This is a genomic window from uncultured Thermus sp. (genome assembly GCF_938010445.1).
Lineage (GTDB): Bacteria > Deinococcota > Deinococci > Deinococcales > Thermaceae > Thermus > Thermus altitudinis.
Genome location: NZ_CALLUR010000121.1, coordinates 1 through 12,933, shown reverse-complemented (window position 1 = coordinate 12,933; position 12,933 = coordinate 1). Strand labels below are relative to the sequence as shown.

15 protein-coding genes, 1 tRNA gene and 1 pseudogene are annotated in these 12,933 nt (G+C 66.5%); 4 read left to right on the top strand and 13 right to left on the bottom strand.

Features of this window, described 5'->3' with window-relative positions:
• Both Q0693_RS06925 and Q0693_RS06920 read left to right on the top strand, forming a co-directional pair.
• Positions 1-277, top strand: a pseudogene (locus tag Q0693_RS06925) (hypothetical protein); the annotation flags it as partial.
• 172 nt (positions 278-449) lie between these two features.
• Positions 450-1,397, top strand: a complete 948-nt coding sequence (locus Q0693_RS06920) for a nitroreductase family protein (protein WP_298630239.1) — start codon at positions 450-452, stop codon at positions 1,395-1,397.
• 5 nt (positions 1,398-1,402) lie between these two features.
• Here Q0693_RS06920 and Q0693_RS06915 read toward each other — a convergent pair whose 3' ends face one another.
• Complete coding sequence (locus Q0693_RS06915; RefSeq protein WP_298630237.1) at positions 1,403-2,263, bottom strand: peptidoglycan endopeptidase; 861 nt, start codon at positions 2,261-2,263, stop codon at positions 1,403-1,405.
• A 68-nt stretch (positions 2,264-2,331) separates the two neighbouring features.
• Between Q0693_RS06915 and Q0693_RS06910 the strand changes: the two genes are divergently transcribed.
• Positions 2,332-2,407, top strand: a tRNA-Trp gene (locus Q0693_RS06910).
• Positions 2,408-2,456: 49 nt separating this feature from the next.
• Entirely contained in the window at positions 2,457-3,155 is a 699-nt protein-coding gene (locus Q0693_RS06905) for an FAD-dependent oxidoreductase (protein ID WP_298630235.1), read from the top strand.
• Here Q0693_RS06905 and Q0693_RS06900 read toward each other — a convergent pair.
• The 12 genes from Q0693_RS06900 to Q0693_RS06845 all read right to left on the bottom strand — a co-directional run bounded on the left by Q0693_RS06900 (position 3,048) and on the right by Q0693_RS06845 (position 12,857).
• A complete protein-coding gene (locus Q0693_RS06900) occupies positions 3,048-4,061 on the bottom strand; it encodes an A/G-specific adenine glycosylase (protein ID WP_298630233.1) in 1,014 nt (337 codons plus the stop codon). The genes Q0693_RS06905 and Q0693_RS06900 overlap by 108 nt on opposite strands.
• Positions 4,062-4,065: 4 nt before the next feature.
• On the bottom strand, positions 4,066-4,479 hold the full coding sequence (locus tag Q0693_RS06895; RefSeq protein WP_298630231.1) for a CoA-binding protein: 414 nt from the start codon (positions 4,477-4,479) through the stop codon (positions 4,066-4,068).
• Complete coding sequence (locus Q0693_RS06890; protein ID WP_243031554.1) at positions 4,476-5,321, bottom strand: NAD+ synthase; 846 nt, start codon at positions 5,319-5,321, stop codon at positions 4,476-4,478. The genes Q0693_RS06895 and Q0693_RS06890 overlap by 4 nt, the downstream gene beginning before the upstream one ends.
• Entirely contained in the window at positions 5,318-6,199 is an 882-nt protein-coding gene (locus tag Q0693_RS06885) for a nitrilase-related carbon-nitrogen hydrolase (protein ID WP_298630228.1), read from the bottom strand. Before Q0693_RS06885 ends, Q0693_RS06890 begins: the two co-directional genes overlap by 4 nt.
• On the bottom strand, positions 6,189-7,760 hold the full coding sequence (locus Q0693_RS06880) for a 1,4-alpha-glucan branching protein (RefSeq protein WP_298630226.1): 1,572 nt from the start codon (positions 7,758-7,760) through the stop codon (positions 6,189-6,191). Before Q0693_RS06880 ends, Q0693_RS06885 begins: the two co-directional genes overlap by 11 nt.
• A 4-nt stretch (positions 7,761-7,764) precedes the next feature.
• The gene (locus Q0693_RS06875; protein WP_243029147.1) at positions 7,765-8,574 is read right to left on the bottom strand and encodes a [LysW]-aminoadipate kinase; all 810 of its coding nucleotides are present in this window, start codon (positions 8,572-8,574) and stop codon (positions 7,765-7,767) included.
• Between the two features lie 12 nt (positions 8,575-8,586).
• Positions 8,587-9,624, bottom strand: a complete 1,038-nt coding sequence (argC, locus tag Q0693_RS06870; protein ID WP_298630223.1) for an N-acetyl-gamma-glutamyl-phosphate reductase — start codon at positions 9,622-9,624, stop codon at positions 8,587-8,589.
• Between the two features lie 36 nt (positions 9,625-9,660).
• On the bottom strand, positions 9,661-10,506 hold the full coding sequence (gene lysX / locus Q0693_RS06865; RefSeq protein ID WP_298630221.1) for a lysine biosynthesis protein LysX: 846 nt from the start codon (positions 10,504-10,506) through the stop codon (positions 9,661-9,663).
• Positions 10,507-10,625: 119 nt separating this feature from the next.
• Positions 10,626-10,790: a lysine biosynthesis protein LysW gene (gene lysW / locus Q0693_RS06860; protein WP_243029151.1), complete on the bottom strand. Its 165-nt coding sequence runs from the start codon at positions 10,788-10,790 to the stop codon at positions 10,626-10,628.
• Positions 10,784-11,101 carry a paraquat-inducible protein A gene (locus Q0693_RS06855; RefSeq protein ID WP_243031559.1) on the bottom strand — a complete coding sequence of 106 codons (318 nt, stop codon included), beginning with the start codon at positions 11,099-11,101 and terminating at the stop codon, positions 10,784-10,786. Before Q0693_RS06855 ends, lysW begins: the two co-directional genes overlap by 7 nt.
• A 9-nt stretch (positions 11,102-11,110) precedes the next feature.
• Positions 11,111-11,602, bottom strand: coding sequence for a homoaconitate hydratase (locus Q0693_RS06850; protein WP_243031560.1), 492 nt, complete (start codon positions 11,600-11,602; stop codon positions 11,111-11,113).
• A complete protein-coding gene (locus tag Q0693_RS06845; RefSeq protein ID WP_243031561.1) occupies positions 11,595-12,857 on the bottom strand; it encodes a 3-isopropylmalate dehydratase large subunit in 1,263 nt (420 codons plus the stop codon). Before Q0693_RS06845 ends, Q0693_RS06850 begins: the two co-directional genes overlap by 8 nt.
• Positions 12,858-12,933 lie beyond the last annotated feature (76 nt).

The window sequence follows — 12,933 nt, the reverse complement described above, 5'->3', positions numbered from 1 at the left end:
CATCGTTTCCAAGGGCTGGTTGGGTACCGGTACCATCTACAGAGTCCCGGACCTCTCGGGTATCCTGAACTACATACCCTTCGCTAACGGAAGCGAGGTAAGCGTATCCGTTGGCGCCATCTTTTCCCCTGGGGCCTTGTCCCTTGGAGAGGTGGGCTTCCTCTCTAGGGGGATGTTTCTTTTTGACCCTTCCGCCTTTACAGCGTCTGCGGACATAGCCTTTGCTGTGGTTGCCGGGAACTACACCGTGGGCGGGGGCAGCGTTCGGCTTCCCTAGCGGACAGGTGCTTATAAGCCTCCCTTGCGGAGGGTTTTCTTTTGGAAAAGGGAAAAGGGTGACCTACCCCACGCCTAAACAGGGGGCTCTCCAAGAAAAGTGGAGCGGCCTTTTTCTACGTGGAGGCCCTATGGCGGGCCTATCGAGGTTGGCTCGGGCTATAGTGGGGAGGATGCCGCTGGATCAGCCCAAAAGCCCCCTTGATCTCTCCCCTATCCTGGCGCAAAGGCGGAGCGTGCGCCGGTTTAAACCCTTGCCCATCCCAGAAGAAGACCTGGAAAAGCTCCTTTTCGCCCTGCAACGGGCCCCCACCGACGCCAGCGCCCAGCTCTATAGCGCCATCCGGATCACGGACCCCGGGCTCAGGGAGAAGGTGGCCCAGCTCTCCGGAAACCAGGAGCACATCCGCCAGGCGGCGGAGTTCTTCGTTTTCCTGGCAGATATCCATCGCTTGGAAAGGCTTCTCGCCCACCGGGGAGAAAGGATGGCCTTCTGGCGCAAGACTGCCCTGCACTTTGCCCTTTTGGACGCTGGGCTTGCCGCCGGCTACCTGGCCCTCACCGCCGAGGCCCTAGGCTATGGGGTCTGCTTCATCGGGGGGGTGCTGAACGGGGTGGAGGAGCTCCTGGACCTTCTGGAGCTTCCTCCAGGGGTCATCCCTGCGGTGGGCCTGGCGGTGGGGGTGCCGGACGAGGCCGGCCCCCCCAGGCCCAGGCTGCCCAGGGGCCTGGTGGTACACGAAAACCGCTACCGCACCTACCGCCCCGAGGACCTCGAGGCCGCCTTCCAGGCCATGGCCCCCTATAGCCGGGTGGGGGACTGGGGAAGGGTCCTACGGCGCTACTTCGCCCAGGGGGGCACCATGGAGGAACGGGAAAGGCCCTATGGCCGGGCCCTCGCCCGCCAGGGCCTGGACCCCGACCTTCCCCCGGGTACTCCCTTCTACTCCCTGGGCGCCCTTCTGGAGGAGGCTTTGGAGGAAGCCCGGGCCGTCCTCTTCCGCAAGGGGGAGGCCTGGCTGGAGCGGGAAACCGAGGCCTTCCGGGGGGAGGGAGGCCCTGGGGAAGCCCTCCTAACCGCCCTAAAGAAGGCCCGGGGGGAGGTGAAGGACTGGCCTTAGGAAGGCTATTTTCCAGCCTCCTGCACCACCCGGCGGGCACCCCGGTAGGCCTTGCGGTAGAAGGGGGCCTCGAGGCTCTCAATCACCACCCGGCTCCCGTAGCTGCTGGCGTGGGCGAAAACCCCCCGGCCCAGGTAGATGCCCACGTGGTCAATGTCCCTGCCACCAAAGCTAAAGAAGACCAGGTCCCCCGGGCGCAGGGTATCGGCAGGGGGCAGGGCCCGGAACTGCTCCCTGGAGGTGCGGGGCAAGGCCACCCCCAGCTCCGCATACACCTGGGCCACGAAGGCGGAGCAGTCCAAGGCGGTGGGGGAGTTGGCCCCGTATTTGTAGGGAAGGCCCAGGTAGCGGAGGACCACCTTGAGGAGGGGACTTTCGGGATCGTAGTCCTCGGAAGGAAGGGGTTCTTCTGGGCCAGGGGTGGGGCCTGGCGCTGCGCCGTTTTCCCTGGGCTCAGCCGGAGAACCCCCTTGGGGTTGGCCCTCCGCCCCCTTTTCCCCCTGGTCCCGGGGAGCCGGGATCCTTAGCACCTGGCCCACCTTGAGGCTCGAGGTGGCGAGGCCGTTTAAGGCCATGAGGGCCTCCACCGTGGTCCCGTAGCGGCGGGCCAGGGAGAAGAGGGTATCCCCAGGGGCCACCACATGGGTCCCCTCCGCCTTCCCGGGAACCTTGAGCACCTGGCCGGGCTGGATCAAGAAGTTCTCCAGACCGTTCAGGCGCATGAGCTCCTCCACCGTGGTCCCGTAGCGGCGAGCGAGGGAGAACAGGGTGTCCCCGGGGGCAACGGTGTGGGACAAAGTGGCCCCTTGGGGATTAACCTGGCCCAGGGCCCAGGCCAAAAGGACCGCCAGGGCAAAGGCTCGCATGGGCTTCATTTTACGCCCGGCCCCCCTTGGCCCAGGGCAAAAGGGTGTGCTACAATCCCGGAAGGCGGGGGCCGTTAGCTCAACTGGCAGAGCACCGGTCTCCAAAACCGGGGGTTGGAGGTTCGAGTCCTTCACGGCCCGCCAGAATGGCCCTTCGGGGCCCTTTTTTAATCCCGATAGGCGGGAAGCGGATATGCCTGAGTACCAGGTGCTCATCGTAGGGGCGGGCTTTGCCGGCAGCGAGGCCGCCTTCCGCTTGGCGCAAATGGGGGTGCGGGTGGGCCTCCTCACCCAGAGCCTGGACTCGGTGATGATGCCCTTCCTGCCCCCAAAGCCCCCTTTCCCGGAAGGAAGCCTCCTGGCCCGGGCCTACGACCCTGCCGATTCCCGGCTTTGGGCCTTCCACACCCGGGCCAAGTACCTCCTGGAAAACCAACCCAACCTGCACCTTTTCCAGGCCACCGCCACGGAGCTTCTCCTAGAGGGAAAGAGGGTGATAGGGGTGGGCACGTGGGAAGGCCCCCCGGCCCGGGCCTCCCGCGTGGTGCTGGCGGTGGGCAGCTTTCTCGGGGCCAGGCTTGGGTTGGGCGAGGCGGTGGAGGAGGCGGGCCGGCTTTCCGAGGCCAGCTATCCGGACCTCTTCCTCCACCTTCAGGCCCTGGGCTTCCGCTTCCTAAAGCGGGAGCGGGCGGTGCCGGAAGCCCCAGGAACCCCGGGCTACACCGTGAGCTACCACGCCTTCCACCCGGAGGAATGGGAAGAGGAAACCTTCCGCCTAACCCGGCTAGAAGGGCTTTACGCCGTGGGCCTTTGCGTGCGGGAAGGGGAGTATGCCCTCATGAGCCAAGAAGGCCTGCGCCTGGCGGAGCACCTTCTCCATGAGCTTGGGTAGGGGCTTTTCCCCTGGGTCCTTGAGCCCTACCGAGGGGGGTCCTTCCCAGGGGGCCACGTATACCCTTACCCAAAGCCTCCGGTGGGTAAGGGCATGCCGCACCTCCCCGGCGAAACGGGGCTCCACCCCAAAGGCCTTGGCCTTTGCCGGGAGATCTTCGGGGGGCATGAGGGGCACCCCGTAAAGCCCCGGGAACCGCCCCGCCAACTCCTCCAGGTAAACCCCTTCCCTGCCCCAAAGGACCAGGGCCGCCCAGGCTTCCTCGCGCACCTTCCGCTTCCTGGCCCCTGGGTAACGCCCCGGGTCCGCCCGCCCTTGGCAAAAGGCGGCCACGGGGCACCGGGAGCAAAGGGGCCTCCGGGGCAGGCACACCGTGGCCCCCAGGTCCATGAGGGCCTGGTTCCACTCGCCTGGGGCTTCCCCCGGGGGCATGAGGTCCTGGGCCAGGCGCCAAAGGCGCTGGGGAGAAGGGTTCTCCCAGGCGAGAAGCCGGGAGAGGACCCGCCTCACGTTCCCGTCCACCGCCGCCACCCTTTCCCCAAAGGCCAAGGAGGCCACCGCCGCCGCCGTGTAGGGGCCGAGGCCGGGGAGCTTTAGAAGCTGGGCGTAGCTTTGGGGCAGGGCCTCCACCTCCTGGGCCAGGCGGTGGAGGTGAAGGGCCCGGCGGTAGTAGCCCACCCCCTGCCAGGCCTGCAATACCTCCTCCAGGGGGGCTTGCCGCAAGGCCCTTAGGCTCGGGAAACGGGCCAGAAACCGGTGGTAGTAGGGAATGGCCTGCTGGGTACGGGTCTGTTGCAGGAGCACCTCCGCCACCAGGATGCGGTAGGGGTCCTTCTCCCCCCTCCAGGGAAGGGGGCGGGGGTTTTCCCGGTACCAGGTAAGCAGCGCTTCCTGTAGGCCTTTCATGGGCCTAGGGGGTGCCCAAAAGCCTCCGGTGCTCCACCATGAGGCACCGGTCGGCCACCAGGGGGATCCCGGCCTCCTTCAGGGCCTCTTCAAAGCCCGGGTGCCGGATGCCGGACGGCAACCACACCAGTCCGGGCCTCAGGGCCAAGACCTCGCGCAAGTGGCTCAAAAGGACCTCCGGCGGGCGGAAAACGTCCAGGATGTCCACGGGTTGGGAAAGCTCCCCTAGGCTGGCCACCGTCCGCACCCCGAAAAGCTCCTCCCCAGCGAAGCGGGGGTTAACCGGCAGGATGCGGTATCCCCTCTCCCACAGGTACCGGGGCACGTAATGGGCGGGGCGGGAAGGGTCCTTATGGGCCCCAAGGACGGCGATGGTCCGGGCCCTTTGCAAGTAAGCCTGGAGCTCGAGGTCGGTCATGGCCGGTAGTCCAAGGGCCTCAGGTAAAACTCCCCAAGGGCGGTGGAGGAAAGGAGGGCCACGGTGGGAAGGGCCCGCTTCCAGTGGGTGCGGTTCACCCGCTCCTTGACCCGCTGAATCTCCTCGGGAGCGTAGCCCAGGGCCTCAATGTAGGCGTCGGGGTAGCCCTTCAGGTAGTGCTCCAGGATGACGTCCGCCCGCAGGTAGCGCACCCCCAGGTCCCCCTCGTCCGTCTGCCCCGGGATGAGGTCGGCGGTGGGCACCTTCTCCACCACCGCCTGGGGCACCCCCAAGTAACGGGCCAGGCCCCAGACCTGGGTCTTGTAGAGGTCTCCCAAGGGGTTTACCGGGGGAGCGTCGTCCCCGTGCCAGGTGAAGTAGCCGAAAAGCCTCTCCGTCTTGTTGCCCGTGCCCAGGGGCAGGGCATGGTAGGCCTGGGACTTGTCAAAGAGCACCATCATGCGGGCCCGGGCCATGAGGTTCCCCTTGCGGTGGGGGGTGAGGTCCGGGGTCATGGCGGCGTAACCTTCCACCATGGGGGTGATGTCCACCTCCTCCAGGTCCACCCCGAAGGTCTCCGCTACCAGGTGGGCGTGCTCCCGGGAAAGGGGGCTGGAGTCCCTATGGGGCAGAAAAAGGGCCTGGACCCGACTGGCCCCCAAGGCCCGCACCGCCAGGGCCAGGGTGGTGGCGGAGTCCACCCCCCCGGATACCGCCACGATGGCCTTCTCGTAGCCCCGCCAGGAAAGCTCCTCCCGAAGGAAACGGGTGAGAAAATCCGCCACCAAAGGCCAGTTCAGCTCCAGGCTCTCCTGAATCCTGGGCGCGTAGAGAAGCCTCATCTCCCCTCCCTTCCTAGGACCCTTTCCAAGTCTGGGAGGAGAAGGGGCAGGGCCGCCTCGAGGTCCGAAAGCAGGGGGCTATCGTAGCGCACCGGAGGAATCCGCTCCCGGTCCAAGTCCACGAGCAAGGCCGCCTCCTCAAAGAGGGGGGCCTCGGCCAAAAGCCGCCCCTCCGGCCCCACCACGAGGCTTCCCCCGCTCATTCCCTTCCCCCCCTCAAATCCCACCAGGCTGGAGAGGACCACATATAGGCCGTGTTCCGCCGCCACCGCCCGGGCCAGGGTGCGCCAGCGCTCCACGTTCTCGGGCCTTTCCCCCTGGAAGCCCCTAGCAGGGCTCGCCGCGGGCACATAGATCACCTCCGCCCCATCCAAGGCGGCGATGGCGGAGGTGATGGAGTGCCAGAAGTCCTCGCAGATGAGGATGGCCGCCCGGCCAAAGCGGGTGTTGAAGGCCTCCACCCGCCTTCCCCGGGCCAGGTAACGCTCCTCGTCAAAGACCCCGTAGGTGGGCAGGAAGACCTTGCGGTGCACGTGCACCACACGGTGGGGAAGTTCCAGGTAGGCGGCGCTGTTGTAGTAGGCCCCCTCATCCCGCTCATAAAAGCCCACCACCACATCCAAAAGCCCCTCCCAACCCACCTCTTTGTGCACCTGGGAGAGGAGTTCCAAAAGCTCATGGCGGGTAAGGGCCAGCTCCCTCACCCCCCCTTGGAGGAAGTACCCGGTTAGGGCCGCCTCGGGCAGGACCACCACCTCGGGGGTGTGGGGGCGGAGGGCCTGGAGGTGCTCCCTCAGGCGGGCCAGGTTCTCCTTAGGCCGGGCCTTCTCGGGCCGGAACTGGAGGATGGCGTGCCGCACCAAGGACCTAGCCACCATGGGGGACCGCCTCCAGGTAAAGCCGGGGGTCGGCCTCGGGGAAGGGGTTGTCCCGCTCCTCTAAGGTTTTCAGCTCCTCGGGAGAGACCCCTTGAAGAAGGCGGAAAAAGGCTGCGGCATGCCCCTGGTAGCGCTCCTGGGCGTAGGCCACCGCCTGGCCGGTGTCCACCAGGAAGGGCCAGTCGGAGGCCTCGAGGAGCAAAAGCTCCCGCATGGCCTGCTGCAGGACCCTAGAGGGCAGGTTGCCCTGGCGCACCACCTCCCGCATGGCCCCTTCCGCCCGGTATACCGTGCGCCAGTAGTCCCAGGTGGCCTCGTTGAGCCAGACCCTATGGTCCCCGCCCCGGCCCCAGGAACCCTCAGGCAAGGCGGTGCGCACCGCCTTGCCCTGGACCGCCTCCCGGGCGGTTACCGCCCGCACGGCCCCCCTTTGCGCCAGAAGCCTCAGCACCTCCTCCAGCCAGGCCACCCCCTCGTACCACCAGTGGCCAAAGAGCTCGGCATCGTAGGGAGCCAGGATAACCCCGTCCGGGTGCTCCCGGCCCAGGCGCTCCACCAGGCCCACGAAGTGGAGGGCGTGCTCCTGCACCTTGCCAAAGGCCGCCTCGGGGTTATAGGGAGCCTTGGCGGAAAGGTCCGCCTGGCGGTGGGTGACCCGCCAGTGGTGGAGGCCAGAAACGGGGTCCTTGCGGTGAAACTCCCGGTAAAGCCCCTCCCCCGGATAGCCATAGTCCGCGCTCCACACCTGCAAGGAGGTCTCCAGGTTGCGGGCCAAGACCCTCAGGCCCGACGCCAACTCGTGGACGTAGTAGGTGGCCTGCGCGCTTTCCACGGGCCCCAAGGAGGCTTCCCCATAAGGGGAAAGGGGCTTCCCCCCTTGGACCAGGTGGGCGTCCACGAAGGTGTAGCGGATCCCGGCCCGCATGAGAAGCTCGTCCACCCCCGGCCTAAAACCCTCTGGGGCCCCTTCCACGGGGGGCTTCCAGTAACCCTTCGGCCGGTAGGCCATCTCCGGAAGCCAGAAGCCCAGGGGGTCCTTGGCAAAGTGGCGGCGGTAGGTGGCCACCCCCGTCTTGATCTGGGCCCAAAGGGCCTCGTCGTAGCCCAAAAGGGGGGAGTAACCGTGGGTGGCGTTGGAGGTGAGGAGCTCCACCTGGCCCCGGTCCTGGGCCCTGCGGAAGGCGGAAAGGAGATCCCCCCTTAGATGATGGAAATGGTCCAAGGTAAGCTCCCAGAAGGCCACCTGGTGGCGGGCGCTGGCCTCGAGGTCCGTCCCCTGGTAGCGCAGGTAGTCCCCCTGGGCCCGCTCCAACCGGTCCTTGGCGTAGGCCAGGAACCCTTCCTTAACCCTGGCGTCAGCGAGCTGCTCCGCCAAAATGGGGGTGATGCCCAGGGTAAAAGGGGCCTCCACGCCCTCGAGGTGGAGCCTTTCCAGGGCTCGCAAGAGGGGCAGGTAGGTCTCGGCTATCGCTTCATAAAGGGTTTCCTCCCCAAAGGGCCACAGGCCATGGGAGCGCACATAAGGAAGGTGGGCGTGGAGGACCAGGGCAAACCGCACCATGGCTTTAGCGTACCACGGTGCCTTCCCCGGCCAGGGCCCGCCTTATGGGGTTTTCCACCCGGGCATCGGCAAACACCACCCGCCTCACCCCGCCCTTCACCGCCTCCACCGCCCCCATCACCTTGCGCTTCATGCGCCCCTGGGCTAAAGAGAGGTACTCGGGGTCCTCCACCCTATCCACGGGGATCTCCCGCACCAGGCTGGCCTCGTCGGGGTAACGGGCAAGGAGGCCCGGCACGTTGGAAAGGTAGACCAAGGCCTCGGCCCCGTAAAGGGTGGCCAGAAGGGCCGCCACCTGGTCCCCATCGGTGTTGATGGCTTCCCCCTCGTAGCTGATGGCGGGAGGGGTGATCACCGGCAAGTACCCTGCGCCCAAAAGGAGGTCTAAAAGGGCCCGGTTCACCCTTTCCACCGTGCCCGTATAGTCCCCCCGGTGAATCTTGACCTTGCCGTCTTCCACGTACTTCACCGCGGTCTTGCGACGGCCCTCTAGAAGCCTCCCATCCAGCCCGGAAAGCCCCAGGGCGTTGGCCCCTTCCCTTTGCAAAAGCTCCACCAGGCGCTTGTTCACCAGGCCGCAGTAGACCATCTCAAAGATCTCCAGGGTCCTGCGGTCGGTAAGGCGGCTCACCTGCCCCCCAGGATGGGTAAGGAAGCGGGGTGGGTGGCCCAAGGCCTCCGCCACCTTGTTGGTCTCGGCGCTTCCCCCATGGACCAAAAGAAGCCTTACCCCCTCCTTCCACAAGGAGGCCGCATCCTTGGCCACGGCCTCGTAGTTGATGCCTTCAGCGCCCCCTACCTTAACCACGATCACGAAAACCCCTCCCTAAGGATGCAAACCGGGAAACTCCAGACCCAGGGTCTCGGGCCAGCCCAGGCGGATGTTGAGGGCCTGGAGGGCATGGCCGGCAGTGCCCTTCACCAGGTTGTCTATGGCGGTCATCACCACCAGCCGCCCGGTATCCTCCTCCAGCTCAAAGCCGATGTCCGCGTAGTTGGTGCCTTGGACAAAACGGGGGTCCGGATAGCGGTGGAGGCCCTTTTTCTGCTTGACAATGCGGACAAAGGGCTCCCCGCCATAAGCCTCCCGGTAGGCCTGCCACACATCCCGGTCGCTCCAGCCATCCTGCAAGAAGGCCTGGGCGGTCATGAGGATGCCCCGCACCCGGTCGGTGGCGATGGCGGTGAGGTGCACCTCGGGCTTCCCCGGGAGGTTCTCCACCACCTCGGCGGTGTGGCGGTGGCCGGTGGGCTTGTAGACCCGGAGGGAACCGGAGCGCTCGGGGTGGTGGCTCGCCGGGCTAGGCTCGGCCCCCCCCGCCGAGGTGGAGATGAGGAGGGTCACGAAGATGGGCGTGGGCTTCAACACCCCTCCCTTAAGGAGGGGGTAAAGGCCCAGGAGGGTGGCCGTGGCGTTGCACCCCGCCCCCGCCATCCAGTCCGCCTCCCTCAGCCGGTCCCGGTAGAGCTCGGGGATGGCGTAGACGAAGCGGCCCAGAAGCTCGGGCCGGGGGTGCTCCCCGTAGTACTTGCGGTACAGGTCCAGGTTCTTGAGGCGGAAGTCCGCGGAAAGGTCTATGAGGATAGGGGCTAGGCGGGCATAGCGCTCAAACTCCTGGGCGAAGACCCCGTGGGGCAAGGAGAGGACCAGGATATCCGCGGGCTCCAGCTTTTCCGGGGGGATGAACTTGAGGCCCGTTCTCCCCCTCAGGTTGGGGTGGACAAAGGCCACGGGCTCGCCGGCAAAGCGCCTCGAGGTCACCTGTTTCACCTCGAGGTACGGATGGGAAAGGGCCAGGCGCAAGAACTCGCCCCCCGCATACCCCGAGGCCCCCACGATGGATAGCGTCTTCTTAACGCTCATGCCACTCCTCCTCCACCAGACGGCCCACCCCTTCCCCTAGGCTCGGGCCTCTTCCCATGCGTACCTGAGGATCTCCCCCGGGATATCCACCCCCGTGGTGTGGACGGAGTTCTTGAACTCCATGGTGTGGTTCACCTCGTTCACCAGTAGGCCCCGCTCGGACTCAAAGAGGTCTATGGCCACCACCCCGCCCCCCACCGCCTGGGCCGCCCGCACGGAAAGCTCGGCAATCCCTGGGGTTACGGGGCAGTTTTCCGCCTGCCCGCCCCGGGCGGTGTTGGTGATCCAGTGCTGGCTCCTGCGGTAGATGGCGGCGATGGCCCTACTCCCCACCACGAAGACCCTTATGTCCCGCCCGGGCTTGCGCACGTACTCCTGCAGGTAAAGGAGCTGGTGCTGAAAACCCCCCAGCACCTCCTTGTGCTCCAGGATGGCCTCGGCAGCCTCCCGGTCGGTGATCTTGGCAAGAAGCCTACCCCAGCTCCCGATCACCGGCTTCAGCACCACGGGATAGCCCCATTCCTCCATGAGCCTAAGGGCCTCTTCCGCCTCGGTGAGAAGGGCGGTCCTGGGCTGGGGCAGGCCATGGCGCTCCAGGGCCACGCTGGTGGCCCATTTGTCCCCGCAGGTCTCCATCACCTCGGGCCGGTTCACCACCGGGATGCCCAAAGCGGTGAGGTAGCGGGCCACGGCCAGGCCCCGGGTCTGGCTCACGCACCGCTCCAGGGCCACCGTGACCCCTTCCAGCTCCTTGGGCCTTTCCCCTAGGACCATGCGCAAGGCCGGGGCATAGACCTTCTTGTAAGGGATACCCAGGGCCTCCGCCCGCTCAAAAAGCATCCTCTCATCGGGGCGGATGCGATCGTAAAGGATGGCCAGCATGGCTACACTTCCTTCCCCTGATGGCCTCCCCCAAAGCGGGGCCGGGCCAAGGCCCTATCGGGAGGCCAGGGCCCGCACCCCGCCCTGGGGTCCGCGAAGGGGCGGCAAGCAGGGCGGGATCACTCCCCCCAGTCCTCTGCCTCCTCCGGAGCGGGCTCCAGGCGCAAAGGGTCTAGCCCCACCACCTCCAGCTCCGCACCGCAGTCCTCGCACACGATAAGCTCCCCAAGCTCAGGGTTTTCCAGCTGAATCTCTGCTCCGCATTCCGGGCAAGTGGCTACCATTCCTCGTCCTCCTCTTCTACCTCGCTCCAGTCAGGGATGAAGCGGAAGCCGCACTCGGGGCACTCCACCTCCTGGCCTTGGTCCTCCTCGGATACCTCAAAGGTGTAGCCGCAACGGGGGCAGTCCACAAAGAAGGCCTCCAGGCCCTCTTCCGTCACCTCCACCTCGAGGGGATCCAAGGAGACCACCTCCAAGAAGGCCCCGCAGGCCTCGCACTCCAGCACATCCCCCACTTCCAGGGTTTCCAGGTCCTCGGCCAGCACCACGCTGACCTCGCCGCACACCGGGCAGGTGATCTCCAGGTCCTCCATGGGTCCAGTCTACTCCCCCGGGAAGCGGCCGTGCTTCTTGTAGTAGTCCAACAGCGACCCTTCCTTCAAGGCCTCCAGCAGGAACGGGGGTGGAGGCCTAAGGGCAAAGCGCTCCCCTCCTCGCAACAAAACCCCCGTTTCCAGGTCCAACTCCACTTGATCCCCATCCTCTAGCGCATCCACCACCTCCTCCGATTCAAAGGGGATGATCCCCAGGTTCACCAGGTTGCGGAAAAAGATGCGGGCGTAGCTTTTGGCGATCACCGCCCGGATGCCCAGCTTGCGCAAGGCCTCGGGGGCATACTCCCGGCTGCTGCCAAGCCCGGCGTTCCGCCCAAAGACCAAGATGTCCCCCGGCTTCACCTCCTGGGCAAACTCCGGCCGCAGGTGGGCAAAGGCGAAGGTGTGGAACCGATCCTCCCCCACCATGAAGGGCGCGTACTTACCGGGGAGGATGTCGTCGGTGTTGATCTGGTCGCCAAACTTCCAAACCCTAGGCATGGGCTTCCTCCTGGGAAGGGGCCAGGTCCTCGGGGGTGGCGATGTACCCGGCCACGGCGCTGGCCGCGGCCACGCGGGGGCTCGCCAGGTAGATCTCGGCGTCGGGAGCCCCCATGCGCCCGCGGAAGTTGCGGTTGCTGGTGGAGACGCACACCTCCCCCGGGGCCAAGACCCCCATGTGCCGCCCCATGCAGGGGCCGCACCCCGGGGTGCCCAGGGTGGCCCCGGCCTCCAGCAGGGTGAGGAGGGTGCCATCCCGGGCGGCCTCCTCCAGGACTTGGGAGCTGGCGGGGATCACCAAAAGGCGCACCCCGGGGGCCACCTTCCTTCCCCTTAGCACCTCGGCGGCGGCCCGGAGGTCCTCGAGGCGCCCGTTGGTGCAGGTGCCAATGAAGACCTGGTCCACCCGCTTGCCCCGCACCGCGGAAACCTCGGCCACGTTATCCACGTAAAAGGGCACGGAAACCCGGGGGGTAAGGGTGGAGAGGTCCACCTCCACCTCCCGGACATACCGGGCGTCGGGGTCGGGGTAAAGCCAACCGGGAACCTGGTAAAGATCCAGGATCTCCCCCGAAGGCACCACCAGCCCCGCCTTAGCCCCGGCCTCCACCGTGAGGTTGGCCAGGGTCATGCGCTCGCCCCGGCCCAAGGATTCGGCCCCGTCCGCCAAGTGGATCTCCACCGCCATGTAGGTGGCCCCCTCGGCGGTGAGGAGGCGGACCATCTCTAAGGCGGCGTCCTTGGCGGTAACCCCCCTAGGAAGCCTTCCCCGGAAGGTCACCTTAACGCTTTCCGGAACCCTAAGCCAGGTGCGGCCGCTGGCGGCGGCCAAGGCGATGTCCGTGGCCCCCATGCCCGTGCCGAAGGCCCCCACCGCCCCGTAGGTGGTGGAGTGGGAATCCGACCCCACCACGATCCAACCCGGCTGGGCCAGGCCCTCCTCTATGAGCACCTGGTGGCACACCCCTCTTCCCACGTCAAAGACCCGGATGCCGTGCTTCCTGCCCCACTCCCGGATCTCCTTCTGGGCCTTGGCTACCTCCAGGTTGGCCGCCGGGGCCACGTGGTCAATGACGATGGAAACCCTTTCCGGGTAGCGGGGGGTGGCCCCCAGGTACTCCAGGCGCTTGAAGAAGCTTCCGGCGATGGAGTCCACCACCATCACCTGGTCCACCTCCACCACCACAAGCTCCCCGGCCCTTACCTCCCTTCCCGCCTTCTGGGAAAGTATCTTTTCCGCCAAGGTCAAGCCCATGCCCGCCTCCCACATGTAGCGCTACGGAATCCGGATCCACCCTGACCCCCAGGAACCCGGGGCCGGGCAAGCCGAG

Excerpts from the sequence above, each read along its gene's own strand:
- Q0693_RS06890 (WP_243031554.1), bottom strand. The coding sequence starts at position 5,321 with ATGAGGCTTCTCTACGCGCCCAGGATTCAGGAGAGCCTGGAGCTGAAC.
- argC (WP_298630223.1), bottom strand. The coding sequence starts at position 9,624 with ATGAGCGTTAAGAAGACGCTATCCATCGTGGGGGCCTCGGGGTATGCG.
- lysW (WP_243029151.1), bottom strand. The coding sequence starts at position 10,790 with ATGGTAGCCACTTGCCCGGAATGCGGAGCAGAGATTCAGCTGGAAAAC.
- Q0693_RS06885 (WP_298630228.1), bottom strand. The coding sequence starts at position 6,199 with ATGGTGGCTAGGTCCTTGGTGCGGCACGCCATCCTCCAGTTCCGGCCC.
- Q0693_RS06900 (WP_298630233.1), bottom strand. The coding sequence starts at position 4,061 with ATGAAAGGCCTACAGGAAGCGCTGCTTACCTGGTACCGGGAAAACCCC.
- Q0693_RS06895 (WP_298630231.1), bottom strand. The coding sequence starts at position 4,479 with ATGACCGACCTCGAGCTCCAGGCTTACTTGCAAAGGGCCCGGACCATC.
- Q0693_RS06905 (WP_298630235.1), top strand. The coding sequence starts at position 2,457 with ATGCCTGAGTACCAGGTGCTCATCGTAGGGGCGGGCTTTGCCGGCAGC.
- Q0693_RS06880 (WP_298630226.1), bottom strand. The coding sequence starts at position 7,760 with ATGGTGCGGTTTGCCCTGGTCCTCCACGCCCACCTTCCTTATGTGCGC.
- Q0693_RS06850 (WP_243031560.1), bottom strand. The coding sequence starts at position 11,602 with ATGCCTAGGGTTTGGAAGTTTGGCGACCAGATCAACACCGACGACATC.
- Q0693_RS06845 (WP_243031561.1), bottom strand. The coding sequence starts at position 12,857 with ATGGGCTTGACCTTGGCGGAAAAGATACTTTCCCAGAAGGCGGGAAGG.
- Q0693_RS06855 (WP_243031559.1), bottom strand. The coding sequence starts at position 11,101 with ATGGAGGACCTGGAGATCACCTGCCCGGTGTGCGGCGAGGTCAGCGTG.
- lysX (WP_298630221.1), bottom strand. The coding sequence starts at position 10,506 with ATGCTGGCCATCCTTTACGATCGCATCCGCCCCGATGAGAGGATGCTT.
- Q0693_RS06920 (WP_298630239.1), top strand. The coding sequence starts at position 450 with ATGCCGCTGGATCAGCCCAAAAGCCCCCTTGATCTCTCCCCTATCCTG.
- Q0693_RS06915 (WP_298630237.1), bottom strand. The coding sequence starts at position 2,263 with ATGCGAGCCTTTGCCCTGGCGGTCCTTTTGGCCTGGGCCCTGGGCCAG.